Source organism: Rossellomorea sp. NS-SX7, assembly GCF_052828565.1.
On sequence record NZ_CM128249.1, the window covers coordinates 3,936,633 to 3,953,824 of the forward strand.

Genomic DNA, 17,192 nt, shown 5'->3' on the forward strand with positions numbered 1-17,192 from the left:
TGACTTGCTCCTTTCGGTATCTTGTAATACAAGATATACCATTAGTATAGTTTCCACTACCTTGTATTGCAAGATAAATTTGATAAATTTTTACAAAAACGGACCGGAAGCAGGGAACTTTTCCGTCATTCTGCGGATCCTTGGCTACTCTTTCACAAACTGCATCCGGCACGGCCGCACCGTACATATCTGGAAGGGAGGGGGACAGTTTATGAGTGATATCATGGGAAGTCGGTTTCTAGGTAAAAGATAATGAACAAAAAACGCTGTTGGGAGAATCCAACAGCGTTTTTCTTTATTCCATTATTTATATGCCTTTTTCAATCCCTCATAACTGTTGATCACAGCAGCGACCAGGAGGCCGACCGATACGGTCAGGTAAAACCACTGAAAGTTGAAGGAGTTGTTGAAGAGCATTTGGATCCTGTCGATGAATGCCGGATTCATCACTTCCATGTTTCGGAACATAAACAGAAACACAGCTACAGGGACAAATTGAAATACCGCATTCTCGATCGCCAGCCTTTTCGTCCAGATACCAGCCCGCCATTTTTTGAAAAAGAGAAGCAGCTCCAAACCAATGAGGAACACGACCAGCGGCCAATAGCCCAGGAGGACATCCTGGTCGAACAGAGAGGTGAACACCCTTCCGTCGTCACCATTTTCATACAATCCAATAATATCTGAAGCTTTAAAGTAGCATGTGGACCAAATGACCGTCCACACCAGGCCACCGAATATCTCCAGCTTGCTAATCCGTTTTTCTTTCGGGATATACGGGATATCCTTCAAGTCGTCCGGCGTCCACTCTTTTCCTTTCATGGTAATCGGAAGATGACTTTCCGGGGGAACGGTCCGCTCGATGACGGCAAAGGTGACCGTCAGCCAGAAGAACACCTGCATCCCTGTGCCGATGACCTCGACAACCCCATTTCCTGCGATAGACAAGAACAGCGCGATGGGATTGGATTCGCCTGAATAGCTTAAAACGGACGAAACCGCCAATACAATGAACGTGACGGCGGCCGCAATCGGCAGGATGAGCTTCAACAGCGTGATATACAAATCATAATACCGCGGACCGATCAAATGCATCGGCCTGTCTTGATAGTTGGAGGCCAGCACAGCCGGGTCCCCGAGTGAAGTCAGTACCTCCCTCACATCATCCTCTGAATACTCTTCCGGCAGCATATCTTCAATCGTGGATCTCAACTCCAGGGCGATATCATCACGATTCTTCTCCGGCAGCCTTCTCATCACTTCTTGAATATACAGTTCAACAAGCTTCATTTTCCCTCTTCCTCCTTCAATAAAATCGTCAATTCCCCGGACATCTTTTCCCATTCGGCCTTCAACTGCTTCAGAATTTCATCGCCGTATTCACTCAACACATAATACCTCCTCGGCCTGCTTTCCGACCGGTCCCAGCTGCTCGTTACCAGCTCCTGCTTCTCCAACCGGCGCAGCAGCGGATAGAGTGTACTCTGCTCCATCGAAATCCCGCTCTTCTCCAGCAATTGAACAAGTGAATATCCGTACTGAGGTGTCCGCAATTGACTTAATACCGCCAGGGTCAACGTCCCCCTCCGGAGCTCCGTCGTCAAGGACGTCAGCAGTGACTTATCCATATCTTCACCTCTTTGCTTGAATATACTGTGTGTCGTACACTATATGCTTTATACTATGTATCATACACTATAGGGGTGCAAAAAAGAACATTTTTATCAAAAAGAGTAGTGGATCAAACCCAGGATGCAGCCTTTAACTCAATACACATGTCTAATTCATTCAAAAATGCCTGAAACCACCGGGCGGATGGGATTAAATCGTGTGATCATTCACAGGAGACCGGATTTATCGTTGAGTGAGTTGTCTCAATCCATGTTTGGGAGGGAAGTTTCATACTGAAATGACGTAATTTTACCGTTTGGTTCAGTAATCTTTGAGGTTTTGTTGATAATCTTTGAGGTTTGACCGTAAATCTTTGAGTTTGTACCAATAATCTTTCACTTTTGACAATTAATCTTTCGATTTCGTCGATAATTCCGCCACTTGGAAAAATAAGTAAAAAACGCCTTCCCACACTTATTAAAATGACCTTTAAAAGATGTGCTAACCAATTCAAACGCCAGACTTTCCCCTGACCTTCACCCCAAATAAAAAAATAGCGGCCTGCAAGCCGCTATTCCCTATCCTTCAATTTACTCAACATCGTGGTCAACGTCTGGTTGAACTGCTCAAGCTCGCTGCCCTCCATGTCCAGGCTATCCAATAACCGTGACGGGATACAGCTTGCTTTTTCTTTCAACCCGACCCCTTTTTCCGTAAGGCTGATGATGACACTCCGTTCATCTTCTTTTGAGCGCTCGCGGATCAAGAGTCCATTGCTCTCCATTCTTTTCAGCATAGGGGTGAGTGTACCGGAATCCAGGAATAACTTTTTCCCCAATTCTTTTACCGTTGTCCTCTCCTTTTCCCAAAGGACCAGCATGGCAAGATACTGAGGATAGGTCACCCCTATTTCCTCAAGGAGGCTTCGGTATAATTTCGTGATCTCTCTTTCAGCCGTGTAGATTTTAAAACAAATCTGATTCTCTAATAAAAGTACATCGTCCATATATGTTGTATCCTTCCCTGTACATACTGATTGTTGTGATTATCATACAAAATCCGTTAGTAATTATCAAATTAAATTGTACACAACTTAATTGTTGACAATTAATATATCATGTTTTACTATTTAGTTGTGCACAATTAAAAAATCTCATTTTACAAGGAGTGTTATGAAATGGATGCATTATATACAGCAAAGGCTACGGCAGAAGGCGGCCGTGCAGGTAAAGTAAAAAGCAGTGACGGTGTATTGGATCTTGGATTAGCAATGCCGAAAGCCCTTGGCGGCAGTGGAGCAGAAGGAGCGACGAACCCTGAGCAGCTTTTCGCAGCTGGTTATGCCGCTTGCTTTGATAGTGCTTTGAACCTGGTGGCAAGACAATCAAGGAAAAAGATCGAATCTAAAGTGACGGCAGAAGTGTCCATTGGAAAAGATCCAGCTGACGGAGGTTTCAAACTTGGTGTTGTTCTATCCGTTGCAGTTGGAGGAGTGGATCTTGATGAAGCGGAACAGCTGGTTGAAAAAGCACACGGTGTCTGCCCGTATTCAAAAGCCACAAGTGGCAACATCGAGGTAGACTATAAGACAACTTCTTTATAATAGCAGGACAGATTAACGGTCCAGAGGTGAATGATCTCTGGGCCGTTTTTGTGTTTTCTTTTATTACAATAACGGCTTCACATGACGAAAATAGCGGGATTTCAAAAAACAAGCAGAAGATCCACAACCGTGCCTCTTTCCCTGTCTTGATTACTCTCCGGTCAACTGCCAGCAGCAAGTATTTGATAAAGAGTTTGAAATCAGAGGGGTTTAATTGTATTTTTAAGGTAATCAGAAAGAGAAGAAGGAGAATAGCAAATGACTTCGATCCTTATTGTAGACGACGATATCAATATCCTCCAGCTGGTCTCGATCAACTTGTCCCGGGAAGGGTATCATGTATTCCAGGCGAAGGACGGGACAGAGGCCCTGCGCATCCTTAATGGAGAGGCATGCGATTTAGCCATTGTCGATGTGATGATGCCGTTCATGGATGGGTTTGCATTGACCAGGGAAATCCGTCAGCACCATGATATTCCGGTCATCCTGCTGACTGCAAAGGATCAGATCGAAGATAAAGAAGAAGGGTACAGGTCCGGTACGGACGATTATCTGGTCAAGCCCTTTGAACCGAAAGAATTGCTATTTCGAATAAAAGCACTGCTGCGGCGTTATGATAAACAGCCTGAGTCTTCGTCCATTCGTTTCAGGGGGACGACCATCAATAAAAGCAATTATGAAGTCCAGGTCGGGGACAGGACCATCCTTCTGCCTTTGAAGGAATTCGAACTGCTCTATTTTCTGGCTGCACACCCCATGCAAGTGTTTTCCCGCGAGCACCTCATTGAACGGATCTGGGGGCTGGACTATGAAGGGGATGAACGGACGGTGGATGTTCACGTGAAAAGATTGAGGGAACGCTTTTCTGGGATGACGGATGACTTTCATATCAAAACTGTGCGCGGTGTCGGATATTTATTGGAGGCTAAGTCATGAAGTCCCTTTATGTGAAATTTGTTTTGAGTACGATCGGGATCATGGTGATCAGCGGCATTCTCGCCTTCCTATTATCAAATGCTTATTACCAACAGAAATTAAAACCCTATAACGATCAGAAAAATACCACCATTGCACTGAAAATCGCTGACTATGCAAACGAACACCCTGAGATTGATTTAGAAGAGTACCTGGACAACATCTCCGGCATCGGATACCAGCTGTTACTGGTGGGGAACTCCGGTAACGACACGTTCTTTGGCTCAACTTTCAACGATCCATCACTCCCCGAGACAGTCAGGGAACATGTGTTAAACGGCAAGATTTATCACGGCATCCTTCAATTCCCCAGAAAAACGTTTGTCACAGGTTTTTTTGCCAATGAAGTCGAAAATTCAATCGGCGTGCCCTTGACCCATGACGGAAATAAGTATGCCCTTTTCCTTCGACCGGATATCAAACTACTGTTCAACGAGATGCACTATTTATTCGGCTGGCTGCTTGTGCTGACGATTCTATTAAGCATCCTTTTCGTCATTTTCGGCACGAAATACTTAGTAAAGCCTATTTCAACACTTACAAAAGCCACCAAATCCCTTTCCAAGGGACAATTCAACGTTGAAGGAATCGATTTGAACCGTTCAGACGAATTGGGCGTACTTTCACGAAGCTTCTCGCAGATGACACGTAAATTGGAGCAGATGGAGGATATGAGGAGAGAATTCATCTCGAACATTTCTCATGACATCCAGTCCCCTCTCTCCAATATAAAAGGATATACAGGCCTATTGGAAAGTGAGTCGATAAAACCTGAAGACAAAAAGGAATACATCGCGATCATCAATGGGGAGATCAATCGACTATCCTCCTTGACGAAACAGCTGCTGCTTCTTGCCTCATTGGACCGGAACGAAGAAATGATGAAGGTCCAATCCTTCAATGTCGGAAAGCAGCTCAAAGAATTGATCCGAAACTATCAGTGGAAGGTAAACGAACGCGGAATCATGATCGGGTACTCCTTGCCGGATACTGAATTCAAAGGAGACCCTGCATTGCTCCTCACCGTCTGGGAGAATTTGTTGACGAATGCCATCAAGTATAATAAACCCAACGGCAGTATTGACATCACCATGGAAAAAAAGGAACACACCCTCTCCGTCCTCTTCGAAGATACTGGAATAGGAATGAACAGCGGTGAGACGGAAAGAATCTTTGATCGTTTTTACCGGGTGGATACAGCCCGCTCCCGGTCCATTGAAGGATCAGGGCTCGGATTGTCGATTGTCTCCACCATTGTCAGCCTGCATGGCGGACAGATCACTGTCAAAAGTAAAGAAAGGGACGGGACGGCATTCATCGTGGAATTGCCACTCCCACCCGTATGACGTACATAGTGTTATGACTTCCCAGGGAAAAGCCCTTGGAACGTCATAACACTTTTTTTGTTACCTGCTGTTCATCTTCCGTTCATATTCAGGATATAGAGTAAGGGCATAGACAATAAAGAAAATGGAGGCTGTGAAATGAACATTGCATGGAAGGAAATGAAAAGGAATAAAATCAGGTTTCTCATTCTGGGTTCGATCATCTTCCTGGTCAGTCTGCTTACGTTCATTATTTCCGGTCTGGCGAATGGATTGTCACAAGATAATGCTTCCCTCATTACTGATTTGCCAGACGGTCATTTTTACATGGATGAGGATGCCGAAGAAACCTTTGCATTCTCCAGAATTGATACAAATGTACAGCAGGAAATACTGAACAAAAATAAGAATGCCTCGGCATTTTCTATACAGATGAGCTTCTTGATCGACGATTCCGGAAACCGCCGAAGTGCCGCCTTCGTTACCTCCTCGGGCTCACCTCTCCTTTCAGGGATCGAAAGTGGTGAAGTCATACTGGATCGTTCCTTGGAAGAAGAAGGGATCAAGGTTGGAGACACCTTAACCGTGGCACAATCCGATCGAACACTAGTTGTAAAAGACTTCGTCGACCAGAAGAAATACAGTCACGCACCGGCAGCGTATGTTCATCGGGAGGACTACCAGGACATATTTCGTACCGAAGAAATGCAGCTGCTATTCATACCCGGGAGTGACCTCCCGACTGAATTTGACGGACTGCGCTCTTTTTCCAAGAAAGAATTCTTTGAAACGATCCCAAGCTATAGCGCAGAACAAATGTCACTGAACATGATGGTCTGGTTTTTAATCATCATCAGCGGAATGCTGTTTGCCATCTTCTTCTACATGATGAACGTTCAAAAAATAGGGCTCTATGGAATCTTGAAAGCAATTGGCGTAAAAACGAGTACACTCTTTAAGATGATCTGGACACAGATGCTCGTCATCACCATATCCGCCCTTATTGCAGCCATCGTCTGCAGCCGATTGTTCACTGTACTGGCACCTGATGGGATGCCCTTCCGTCTCACACCGGATGCGACCATACAATTGTCGCTCGTCTTTCTGATGATCGGCTTCATCGGCGCCACGCTGTCAGGGATCCAGATCAAAAAGGTGGGACCATTACAAGCGATTCAACAAGGAGAGGTTTAAGATGGACATATTCACATTGAAAGACGTCAAAAAGACATTCAAAAATGGGGAAACAGAGGAAGAAATCCTGAAAGGAATCAACCTCACCCTGAAACAAGGTGAAATCACCGCACTCGTGGGGGCATCGGGATCCGGGAAAAGTACACTCCTGACCATAGCCGCAGGCCTTCAGCCCGCATCGGCCGGACAGGTGGTGTTTGACGGCCAGAATTTGACGGCGATGACATCAGAACAAATCCGGAACATTCGGGCGAGCAGCTTCGGCTTCATCTTTCAATTCGCCCACCTGGTCCCATTCCTCACCGTCGAAGAACAATTATCATTCATGCTCAAAACGTCCGAAACATCATTAAAAAAACACGAACAATCAAATGAAATCGATCGCATCCTAAAGCTGGTGGAAATGGATCACAGAAGACACGCCTATCCCCCTTCCTTATCAGGAGGGGAAAAACAACGGGTCGCCTTGGCGCGTGCCATCATCCATAAACCGCAGGTCCTTTTTGCAGACGAACCCACTGCAAGCCTCGACTCCAAACGATCCAGGGATGTCATGACACTGCTCCGCGAGTTGACCAGAACCCTGAACATCACCACCCTGATGGTCACACACGACGAAGAAATGCTTTCGTACGCCGATCATATCGTGAAAATGAATGATGGGCTGGTGGGATAGTAACATTGTCAGTATTAAATTGACTAGGAAAAGCCTGTTTTCACTTTGCTGAAAACAGGCTTTTTCCGTTGGCACACTACTTTTTTTATCATCCTCAGAACTAAAGGGGTTCATAAACTTAAATGTCTTAGGAAAGAAGATTTTTAGCAATAAATGGCTAATTCCGTGTATAGTTATTGCTGTGGGGGTGGCTTTCAATGATATTATTTAACGTTCTAAGCCTTGTATTAACATTATTCATTATAGGAAGTGGACTCTACTACTTGTTCATTAAGAAAAACAAGAACAAGATCAGTTCTGTTTTGGGCTTATTATTCATCTCTGCAGGAGCCGTCGGATTCATCATTTCCATTTCTCTTAGGTGAAAGTATATGTAGGTACATTAGAAAGGGGAAATTTTTTATGAGCGAAATCAAAGACCTCATGACCAAACTCGACCAATTCATAGACGACCGGAACTGGGGACCTTATCAAACTCCAAAGGACCTTGCCATTTCCATCTCCATCGAAGCGGCCGAACTGCTGGAAGACTTCCAATGGATCAGCAGTGAAGAAGCCCTTCAAAAGAATGAAGATAACATCCGTGAAGAAATTGCGGATGTCCTGATCTATTCATTGATGCTTTGTTCCAAACTTGATTTGGACGTGAAAGAGATCATTGAAGAGAAGATGGTGCAGAATGCGCTGAAGTATCCTGTCACAGAAAAGGTTTAAAAGAACAAAACCAAAGGGCGGCACTGCATCCAGCACCGCCCTCTTCGATCAATCTCTATCCCTAGCCACCTGCGTATCACGAATATTTTTCTGAATCGTGATGGCCGCAAATAGACTAAGAACGAATGACATCCCATAAAATCCTTTTTCACTCAGGATGATACTGCCGGCATTATAAAGTCCGATTGCCATCAAAGAAATGGCGACAATCACGGCAAACCAGCTGAGACCGTAGTAAATCCCGGAAACAGGGATATCCTCTTCCTTGTCCCGTACCGCTTTTTGCAGTGATACCGCTGCGTACAATCCGAATACTAGTACAGCGAAGTAATACCCTTTCTCATTCAGTTCCATTCCGGCATTGAACAGGCCGATCAGATACGCCGACACACCTACTACCAAAGCTGCCCAGCTTGCTCCTTTAAATGCAGCAGTCGGTTCCCCTTCTTTTCTCTCCACTTTGATTTTCGGTTTCTTATCATCGTTCTTCATTAACGGATTTTCATTGAAATCAGACATCGACCGCTCCCCTTTACTGTCATCTAAAATGCAGGCGTTACCCTGCTGCCCTAAGAATCATTATAGCAATTTTTTACAGATTATGTATGCGATTATTGCGTGAAATCTTCATATACAGGCATTATTTATATAAAAAAAGGGCAGTACGGAGTCTCGGAACGGCTGGTACCCTTGCACTTTTCGCCAATAACCATTAAAGTATATACTGGTTGAAATCTGTCCCCATGGGGAATGGATAAGACTAGACATTTCACTTTTTAATTTTGGGAACGTGTGTCCCTGAAGGAAAGGGTTTAATATACTATGAAGAATAATTTTTGGCATGAGTTGCCTCGGCCGTTTTTTGTTTTGGCACCGATGGAAGCCGTGACCGATGTCGTGTTTCGTCATGTCGTGAGTGAAGCGGCGAGACCTGACGTGTTTTTTACAGAGTTTACAAATACAGAAAGCTACTGTCACCCGAAAGGAAAAGACAGTGTACGCGGGCGTCTGACGTTCACGGAAGATGAACAGCCGATCGTCGCCCATATATGGGGAGACAAGCCTGAATACTTCCGCCAAATGAGTATCGGCATGGCGGAAATGGGCTTCAAGGGAATCGATATCAATATGGGCTGCCCTGTTCACAACGTCGCAGCGAACGGAAAAGGCTCCGGCTTGATCCGCCGTCCGGAAGTCGCAGCGGAACTGATCCAGGCAGCCAAAGCGGGAGGACTTCCCGTCAGCGTGAAGACGCGCCTAGGATATACGAAAGTAGAGGAATGGCACGACTGGCTGAAGCACCTATTGGAACAGGATATCGTCAATCTGTCCATCCACCTTCGCACAAGAAAGGAAATGAGTGAAGTCGATGCGCACTGGGAGCTGATCCCCGAGATCAAGAAGCTCCGTGACGAAATCGCTCCTCATACGTTATTGACGATCAACGGCGACATCCCTGACCGTGAAAAGGGACTCGAACTTGCCGAGAAATACGGTATCGACGGCGTCATGATCGGACGCGGGATCTTCCATAACCCATTCGCGTTCGAAAAAGAAAAGAAAGAGCATACGAGCGAGGAGCTCCTTGACCTTCTACGACTGCAACTGGATCTTCATGATCAGTACAACGATGAACTCGAGCCTCGCCCATTCAAACCGCTCCGCCGCTTCTTCAAGATTTACGTTCGCGGATTCCGCGGAGCAAGCGAGCTGAGAAATCGTTTGATGGAGACAGAAACGACGGATGAAGTTCGTGCACTGCTTGATGAGTATGCAGCTGAAGTGAAGGAAGATGAAGGGTTTTCGGTGACTAAGTAAAGCCCTTGTTAATAAAAAGGAGTCAGTTCCCAGTGTGTGTTAGATTACTGGGGCTGACTTCTTTTTTGTCATTTTACAACTTTTTTTGCCTCTATTTTTTATACTGTGGCCACTATCCAATAAAAAGGGATAACGTCCACACTATAACTCTACTATAAACATATTATTACTATGTGGATGATCATTCATTACGTTCCATTAAGGAGAGAAGTAAATGTCCAAAACCATAGGAATCCTTGGGGGAATGGGTCCAGCTGCAACTTTGGACTTATTCAATAAAATTATCTTAAACACTCCTGTACAAAGCGATCAGGAACATCATCGCATTATTATCTACAATAACCCTAAAATCCCTCCTCGAACGCAGCAATCACAGCCATTACCCGAGCTAATCAAATCTGCCATATTATTGGAAAAGGCAGGTGCAGATTTCATTATTATGCCCTGTAACTCAGCACATATATGGCTAGAACAAATAAAAGCAGTCATTCACATACCATTCTATAGCATAATTGAAACCACTGTGGAATCAATACTTTCAGAAGAAGAAGCCTTTCCCAATAAAAAAATCCTCTTACTAGCTACTGAAACAACGATAAATAACCGATTATATCAAAAAGCATTTCATCATACCCCTTATGAAATCATCATCCCTATGAAAGAAGAACAACGGATCATTGATAACGCCATTAAAGAAGTTAAATTGGGAAAGATTTCATCTAATCAGTATGTAAAAGAGCTTAACAGGATCTTACATGTCTATAAAGAAATCGGAATTTCCGTGATTATAGGTGGCTGCACTGAAATACCATTATTGTTTCATTTATTCAATGCAGACATGAAGATGATCGATCCAACTCTATTACTAGCAAAATTGGCTGTGCAAAAAGCAACATAGTTACTATTTAAAAATAATGACAAGATACAAGGGAGCTGCATAAGCGATGAAAGAACAGCTTATCTGTTCAGTCCATATTGATAAGGAGCTTGATCCACTTTTTATTCAATTGAGTGATGAAACATTGAAACGATTAAACATTGAGTCAAAGTCAATCATACTGAATTATGGTAATTACAAAAAAGAACTAACAATTGAAATCGATCATAATCTGAAACTTAATCAGATTAAAATCTCATCCTGCTTGAACGAAAATATATCCATTCCCGATCTTCCATATGATTCCTTTTTTGATAAAAATCATTTATTCTTAGGTCCAGTGATTGGTTTTCTAGAAACGCCTTGGTTCAATCCTAAGAAAGAAACCGCCAAGTTGCGTTTTTCAAACTATGACAAGATCAAAGGGTTAATCTATATTTTTAATAGTAAAACGATTAATCAATCTACTAAAACCATTTCCGGCTATTATTACGAACCAAAAACAAATAGATTCATTAAAGGAACCTTTCCTTACCCTTGTGCCATCTACAATCGATCTCCTATGAATCCAAACCTTTACAGACACTTTAAAGAACATATAGGTAAAAATATATTTAACTACCCATATCGCAATGACAATAAATATTCTTTTTGGATCAACATGTCCAAGATCCCCTATATACGAGAGCATTTACCTTTTACAAGAAAGTATAACGGGCTGGAAAGTTTGGTTTACATGCTTACAAAATATGAATCCGTCTTTTTAAAACCTACTTCATTAAGCAGAGGCAGGGGAATTTTCCATATAAAAAAAGCGGATAAAGGATATATATTATCAGCTAACACTGGAGATAAGGTTCTTATCAAATCAATAGAGACGTTGGAAGAGAAATTACATTCAAGCACAATGAAAAATAGTAGATATATTATTCAACAGGAAATCCCTTTTACCCACTCTGGGAAAAAAATCGACTTCCGGCTGTACCTTCAAAAAGATGAAACGAAAAACTGGACATATTCAGGCATGGAAACGAAAGTAGCACAGACTGGGAGTGTAATCTCAAACTCAAGCAACAGAGAGAAAGTACTTCCAGGAGAAGCAGCTCTTAAGGAAATATATCATTTGAATGAAGATCAAATGAAACAAAAAATAGTTGAAATCACCCAATTATGTATGAAAATTTTAAACGTTATGGAGAATGATGAAGAAGCACACCTCGGTGATGTTGCTTTTGATTTCATTTTGGATCATGAGTGCAAGGTTTGGGTATTAGAAATGCAGCCAAATTATGCCGCAGAAAGGAAAGCGAACAGAACCATGGATGAACGCCAGGTCCTGCCCTATATACTTCCAACTCCATTTGAATATGCCAAGGCGCTGGCAGGGTTTGAAATGAAATCAATGCGTTAATGCTGAAAGAGACTGTCACTACTATTTAGAGACAGTCTCTTTTAACTCTTTGTATATATAAAACGACATTTACTATATGGTAAGGTTCACCTTTTGTATCTAAAGATAAAAATTTATTTATTCTTAATCGCTTCGGCAAGCTCATATAAAGCATGCTGCTTTTTAATCCGATAATTCCTGCCTTCTTTTTGCAAATATCCCTTTTCACAAAACTGTGTCAGTACATGCAGCAGGTGTCGGTAAGAGACGCCTAAATAATCACTAACAATGACGTGCTTTTCCAGGTAAACTCCTTTATCGGACGTCTGTAAAATAAAGTCTGCAAGCCTGTTTTCCAACGGAAAAGCAAGGCTCTGTGAATACTTGGCTGCCATTAACGTTGCTTTCAGACTCAAGAATTTTGTTAATTCACGAAGAAATTTTGTGTCTTCAAGCAGTTTGGTGCGGTACCTGGAAAAAGGCAAAGCAAAACAGACTGTTTTTGTGGATGCCTGAATTCCCTTTGTATAGTACACATCGTTCAGTAATTCCATCTCGCCTATATAATCATGCGCATTGATAAAGTTAATAAGCGATACTTTACCATTTTGATGCGTGACATATATTTTTGCTTTTCCTTCTGTTACATAAAATAAGTAATCAGGTCTCTTTCCTTCTTGAATGATCCATTCATCCCGCTTATATTCCCGAACTTCAAGAAATTCTTCAATCTGAAAAGAAAATCGATGGGCAATTGAGTGTTTTTCTACATATAACCGCTTTTTCTCACCTTTATAAATTTCCATCTTCCACCTCGAAAATATGAGATATCTCATATTATTCTTCTTTATTCTCATGATATCATGCGATTGATAAGGAGGATACAAATGAATACACAACGTTGGATGAGCACGCATTTCTTTAGTTTTTTTCTGACATGGGGAATCTTTCTGCCTTATTGGTCAGGGTGGATGATACAAACGAAAGGCATTACGGTTTCAGAAGCCAGTTTCATTATGAGCATCGGCTTAGCAGCAAGGGGCCTTTCTACACTGTTTGCCTTTCCTTATTTACTGGAAAGGGTCAGTAATAAGGTACTCTTGAACATAGCCGGAATTGGTACACTGGTGGCACTTCTCAGCTATATCCCGGCTGACTCGTTTACCGCCTTACTAATCGTAACCGTTATACTGCACATCTTTTACCCAACCTTAATGCCGGCCTTGGACAGCGTAGCCGGCGTGCTTGTGCAAAGTAAGCAATTGAAGCACTATGGGAAAAGCCGACAGTGGGGATCCATCGGATTTGTCTCAGTAGGTATACTGTTAACGGTTTTTACGGGGATGTTTGGTGATGACGTGATTTTTTGGGCACTATTACTTGGAATCAGCTGCTTTGTCGCTCTTAGCTTAACGAATGCCCCGGAGATTTTATCGAAGAAACCGCAAGTAAATCAATCCATAAAGGTCAATATCTTTGATTTATTCAAGACGAAACATTTCCTGGTAGTCCTGATTATTGTGGTGCTTCTTCAAGCAGCCCACGCTGCCTATTACAACTATGGCTACATCTTTTTACAGGAGATTCATGCACCGATCTATCTCATCGGTGTCATCATTAACGTTGCCGTCATTGCAGAAATCATCTTTTTTTCGATTGCTGATAAACGCTTTAATCGATTCTCACCCGGAACTTTATTGTCGCTGGCTGCAGCCGGCTCTTCACTGCGGTGGATATTGGTGTTTACGTTTCCTAACGTTGTGGTGTTTTGCATCGCCCAGACGCTGCATGCATTTTCGTTTGCGATGGGGCACTATGCTTTTATGAAATACTTAACAACAAACATTCCGCATACACACATCCCAAAGGCCCAAGGCATGTATTCTGCCTTTGCACTTAGCTGGAGCACGGCGGTGTTTACGATATTCGGAGGGTTCTTATATGAAATTGAGCCAAGATACGCCTTCGTCGGAATGCTTGCCTGCAGCCTGCCGGCGATGTTCATTGCCCTTGGGTATCGGAAGCTGGAAGTGGAAAAGAATGTTTTGTTGTCTGCTGAAGCGCGTTAATATATTTGTCTTGATTAAAAAAAGAGACTGGGACGAACATTTTATAGGAGGCTCTAAATACCGCTATTGATTTCCGTGCAAGACTTCGCTTTCCGCGGGTAGCGCGTGAGCCTCCTCGTCACTGCGTTCCTGCGGGGTCTCACATTAGCTACTCTTCCCGCAGGAGTCTTCGTCTTGCACTCCAATCAACCGCTGGAAAGAACTAATATCTAACTTACAATAAAAACTAAAAACCCGAATCAATTTGCAGATATTTAACAAATTGATTCGCGTTTACTTAGGTTAAATCACTTATTTTCCAGCCTCTTATTTGCTAGAGGAACCCACAGCGCAAATATAACAACCTCACTTCATTTTTCACTTCCCGACGATCTTATCCATCACCCGATTGGTTCTGGCACCCGATTCTCCGCTGCTTGGACACCAATTGCCGCCCTCGGTTAACTCTTTGACAATCGTCGTTACAAGCGGCTGGTGGACATGCTCGGGGCGTTCGAAACTCCATTGCTGCTGCCCTTCACTGGTTGTCAGTATGACCGGATCATCTCCAAAGGTAGAAAAGCTGATTTTTCCTTCACTTCCGACAATTTCATTCAAATCCACATCTTCAAAAGCCGTGAAACACCATTTTCCAACCCCATGAACGCCGGATTGAAACTGATATGTACCCGTCACGATATCTTCCGCCTCATAATAGCCTGCTTGATTCGAAGAAAAGCCTTTTGCTTCCTGGATCGGTCCGAGCAGGAAATCGAGAATATCGAGGGTATGGCTTGCCAGATCAAAGAACAAGCCGCCACCGGCTATTTCAGGCTGAACCCGCCATGGAAGATGATCTGAATCCTTCACGTCGTCCCCCGCTTTTTGATACTGAGTCGAAGAGACAAAACGAACGTCTCCAATCGCCTTTTGATCCACTAATTCTTTTATTTTCAAAAACCGCTCCTGTGCCCGGCGATAGTAAGCCACATATAAAGGAACCCCAGCTTCTTTACAGGCAGCTACCATCTCGCTGCATTCCTCTGTGTTGCGCGCCATTGGCTTCTCCACATAAACAGGTTTCCCCGCTGCGGCTGCCTTCAGCGTATATTCCTTATGTGAGCCTGGCGGTGTTGCGATATAAACCGCATCCACATCAGGGTCGTTAATCAATGCATCCGCGTCATCGTACCATTTCGGGACCCCATGTCTTTCAGCATAATCCTTCGCCAGCTCACCCGTTCTTCGCATGACCGCAACAAGTTCCGAGTGTTCGACCTTTTGAAAAGCAGGACCGCTCTTCTTTTCCGTTACATCTCCGCAGCCGATGATTCCCCATCGGACTTTTTCGTAAAGCATGGTTAAATTCCTCCTACTGGTATCGTTATTACCAATCATACCTGAATTTACTGAATAATGACTACAATCATTGCATGAACCAACTACCTGAATATCGAAGGCTCTTCAACAGATGATCATTTTAAAGAAAGTCCAAATGATATTGCATATATCTTGCAAGGGGACCTCGATAAACTAGAATTAAATCTTCTATTGGAGGTGATTGGCATGGCGGAGCAACTCGTCATTGGAGGTGTTTTTGCTGCAGGGTTACTATCCTTTTTCAATCCATGTATTTTACCGCTTCTACCGGTGTACATCGCGTTTTTATCAGGTTCTAAAACCTCTGCGAATGAAAACACACCTGTCATCCGGATCGGCTTCTTGCGACTGCACCCTGTTCTTATCATCAGGACCCTTTTATTTGTGTTTGGCATATCGACCGTCTTCATACTGCTCGGATTTGGGTTAGGCGTATTGGGCAGGTTGGTGACGAGCCCCACCTTTATCAGCATTTGTGGCGCAGTTGTGATTATGTTCGGGATCTATCAGACAGGGTTGATCAAATTACCGTGGCTGGCAAGAGAGAGAAGGTTTTCGCTAAGGGGTGGAAAAAATGGCGGATACGCAAGTGCATACCTGCTGGGACTGACATTCAGCTTCGGTTGGACACCTTGTATCGGTCCCATACTGGCAGCCATCCTGAGCATTGCAGCAGGGGAAGGATCGCCTGCATACGGCGGCTTCTTGATGCTCATTTACACACTGGGGCTGGCCATTCCGTTTCTGGTGATGGCGATATTCTCGGATATCCTGCTGCAAAGAATGAAAAAGCTCAACAAATACACAGGCTATATCAAAGTGTTTTCTGGCATTATCCTCATCATCATGGGGGTATTGCTGTTGACGGATCAGCTGAATACGATCGTCGTATGGTTTGAAAAAATTTAATCTGGAGGGATTTTCAATGAAAAAAAGTATATTCTTAGTTGCTGTGATTAGCACACTACTTCTCGTATTAAGTGCATGTGGACAAGAGGAAGACATGATGGAGAAAGAAGACCAAATGCACAACGAAGACATGAAGTCTGAAGACGGTATGATGAAAGACGATGACATGAAATCCGAAGGCGGCATGAAGGATGATGACATGCAAGAGGATGGCATGAAAATGGACGACAACGAAATGATGAAAAACGATGGTGATCCCGCTCCTATGTTTTCTTTGAAGGATTTGAATGGAGATGAGGTCAAACTTTCTGATTTTAAAGGGGAGAAAGTGTACGTAAAATATTGGGCATCATGGTGCTCCATATGCCTTGGCGGCCTTGAAGAGCTGAATACGCTGGCAGGGGAAGATCACGATTTTCGTATCATCACCATCGTCACTCCTGATTACAAAGGCGAGAAGTCTGCGAAAGATTTCAAAGAATGGTTCAACAGCCAGCCTTACGATAATCTGACGGTGCTTTTAGATGATGATGGAAAATGGGCAAGGGAATTTGGGCTTATGGGTTATCCAAGCTCTTACTTTATTGGATCCGACGGTATTCTCGTAAACTCTTCACCTGGCCATGTAGATAACGAAACCATCACTTCGAAATTTGAAAAGATCCATTAAGA

At 43.4% G+C, this 17,192-nt stretch carries 20 protein-coding genes; 13 read left to right on the forward strand and 7 right to left on the reverse strand.

The features are described from left to right. Positions 1–303 precede the first annotated feature (303 nt). The 4 genes from ACUXV2_RS19475 to ACUXV2_RS19490 all read right to left on the reverse strand — a co-directional run bounded on the left by ACUXV2_RS19475 (position 304) and on the right by ACUXV2_RS19490 (position 2,617). Positions 304–1,290: an HAAS signaling domain-containing protein gene (locus tag ACUXV2_RS19475; RefSeq protein WP_446244798.1), complete on the reverse strand. Its 987-nt coding sequence runs from the start codon at positions 1,288–1,290 to the stop codon at positions 304–306. After that, positions 1,287–1,628, reverse strand: coding sequence for a PadR family transcriptional regulator (locus ACUXV2_RS19480; RefSeq protein ID WP_446244799.1), 342 nt, complete (start codon positions 1,626–1,628; stop codon positions 1,287–1,289). Before ACUXV2_RS19480 ends, ACUXV2_RS19475 begins: the two co-directional genes overlap by 4 nt. A 206-nt stretch (positions 1,629–1,834) precedes the next feature. Continuing rightward, positions 1,835–2,125 carry a hypothetical protein gene (locus ACUXV2_RS19485; protein ID WP_446244800.1) on the reverse strand — a complete coding sequence of 97 codons (291 nt, stop codon included), beginning with the start codon at positions 2,123–2,125 and terminating at the stop codon, positions 1,835–1,837. Between the two features lie 57 nt (positions 2,126–2,182). Further along, positions 2,183–2,617, reverse strand: coding sequence for a MarR family winged helix-turn-helix transcriptional regulator (locus ACUXV2_RS19490; protein ID WP_446244801.1), 435 nt, complete (start codon positions 2,615–2,617; stop codon positions 2,183–2,185). Positions 2,618–2,788: 171 nt separating this feature from the next. On the opposite strand from ACUXV2_RS19490, the gene ACUXV2_RS19495 reads away from it, so the two are divergent. From ACUXV2_RS19495 to ACUXV2_RS19525, 7 genes are all read left to right on the forward strand, one after another. Further along, positions 2,789–3,214: an organic hydroperoxide resistance protein gene (locus ACUXV2_RS19495; protein WP_446244802.1), complete on the forward strand. Its 426-nt coding sequence runs from the start codon at positions 2,789–2,791 to the stop codon at positions 3,212–3,214. Positions 3,215–3,472: 258 nt separating this feature from the next. Continuing rightward, complete coding sequence (locus ACUXV2_RS19500; protein WP_446244803.1) at positions 3,473–4,150, forward strand: response regulator transcription factor; 678 nt, start codon at positions 3,473–3,475, stop codon at positions 4,148–4,150. Then, positions 4,147–5,535, forward strand: coding sequence for a sensor histidine kinase (locus ACUXV2_RS19505; protein WP_446244804.1), 1,389 nt, complete (start codon positions 4,147–4,149; stop codon positions 5,533–5,535). Before ACUXV2_RS19500 ends, ACUXV2_RS19505 begins: the two co-directional genes overlap by 4 nt. 138 nt (positions 5,536–5,673) lie before the next feature. Continuing rightward, a complete protein-coding gene (locus tag ACUXV2_RS19510; protein WP_446244805.1) occupies positions 5,674–6,708 on the forward strand; it encodes an ABC transporter permease in 1,035 nt (344 codons plus the stop codon). A gap of 1 nt (position 6,709) precedes the next feature. After that, positions 6,710–7,384 (forward strand): ABC transporter ATP-binding protein, encoded by a 675-nt coding sequence (locus tag ACUXV2_RS19515; protein WP_446244806.1) that lies wholly within the window; start codon positions 6,710–6,712, stop codon positions 7,382–7,384. Positions 7,385–7,581: 197 nt separating this feature from the next. Further along, a complete protein-coding gene (locus tag ACUXV2_RS19520; protein WP_446244807.1) occupies positions 7,582–7,749 on the forward strand; it encodes a hypothetical protein in 168 nt (55 codons plus the stop codon). Between the two features lie 37 nt (positions 7,750–7,786). Then, positions 7,787–8,098: a nucleotide pyrophosphohydrolase gene (locus tag ACUXV2_RS19525; RefSeq protein ID WP_446244808.1), complete on the forward strand. Its 312-nt coding sequence runs from the start codon at positions 7,787–7,789 to the stop codon at positions 8,096–8,098. Positions 8,099–8,146: 48 nt separating this feature from the next. On the opposite strand, the gene yiaA is transcribed toward ACUXV2_RS19525, so the two are convergent. Beyond that, positions 8,147–8,617: an inner membrane protein YiaA gene (yiaA, locus tag ACUXV2_RS19530; RefSeq protein WP_446244809.1), complete on the reverse strand. Its 471-nt coding sequence runs from the start codon at positions 8,615–8,617 to the stop codon at positions 8,147–8,149. 303 nt (positions 8,618–8,920) lie between these two features. Between yiaA and ACUXV2_RS19535 the strand changes: the two genes are divergently transcribed. The 3 genes from ACUXV2_RS19535 to ACUXV2_RS19545 all read left to right on the forward strand — a co-directional run bounded on the left by ACUXV2_RS19535 (position 8,921) and on the right by ACUXV2_RS19545 (position 12,204). After that, positions 8,921–9,916 (forward strand): tRNA dihydrouridine synthase, encoded by a 996-nt coding sequence (locus ACUXV2_RS19535; RefSeq protein WP_446244810.1) that lies wholly within the window; start codon positions 8,921–8,923, stop codon positions 9,914–9,916. 214 nt (positions 9,917–10,130) lie between these two features. Then, on the forward strand, positions 10,131–10,814 hold the full coding sequence (locus tag ACUXV2_RS19540; RefSeq protein WP_446244811.1) for an aspartate/glutamate racemase family protein: 684 nt from the start codon (positions 10,131–10,133) through the stop codon (positions 10,812–10,814). A 46-nt stretch (positions 10,815–10,860) separates the two neighbouring features. Beyond that, positions 10,861–12,204 (forward strand): YheC/YheD family endospore coat-associated protein, encoded by a 1,344-nt coding sequence (locus tag ACUXV2_RS19545; RefSeq protein WP_446244812.1) that lies wholly within the window; start codon positions 10,861–10,863, stop codon positions 12,202–12,204. A gap of 113 nt (positions 12,205–12,317) precedes the next feature. Here the strand turns inward: ACUXV2_RS19545 and yeiL are convergent, their stop codons facing one another. Then, positions 12,318–12,989: a transcriptional regulator YeiL gene (gene yeiL / locus ACUXV2_RS19550; protein ID WP_446244813.1), complete on the reverse strand. Its 672-nt coding sequence runs from the start codon at positions 12,987–12,989 to the stop codon at positions 12,318–12,320. Positions 12,990–13,070: 81 nt separating this feature from the next. On the opposite strand from yeiL, the gene ACUXV2_RS19555 reads away from it, so the two are divergent. Next, a complete protein-coding gene (locus ACUXV2_RS19555; RefSeq protein ID WP_446244814.1) occupies positions 13,071–14,252 on the forward strand; it encodes an MFS transporter in 1,182 nt (393 codons plus the stop codon). Positions 14,253–14,609: 357 nt separating this feature from the next. Here ACUXV2_RS19555 and ACUXV2_RS19560 read toward each other — a convergent pair whose 3' ends face one another. Next, positions 14,610–15,590: a Gfo/Idh/MocA family protein gene (locus tag ACUXV2_RS19560; RefSeq protein WP_446244815.1), complete on the reverse strand. Its 981-nt coding sequence runs from the start codon at positions 15,588–15,590 to the stop codon at positions 14,610–14,612. Positions 15,591–15,797: 207 nt separating this feature from the next. On the opposite strand from ACUXV2_RS19560, the gene ACUXV2_RS19565 reads away from it, so the two are divergent. Both ACUXV2_RS19565 and ACUXV2_RS19570 read left to right on the forward strand, forming a co-directional pair. Further along, positions 15,798–16,520 (forward strand): cytochrome c biogenesis CcdA family protein, encoded by a 723-nt coding sequence (locus tag ACUXV2_RS19565; RefSeq protein WP_446244816.1) that lies wholly within the window; start codon positions 15,798–15,800, stop codon positions 16,518–16,520. A 16-nt stretch (positions 16,521–16,536) separates the two neighbouring features. Further along, a complete protein-coding gene (locus ACUXV2_RS19570; protein WP_446244817.1) occupies positions 16,537–17,190 on the forward strand; it encodes a TlpA family protein disulfide reductase in 654 nt (217 codons plus the stop codon). Positions 17,191–17,192 lie beyond the last annotated feature (2 nt).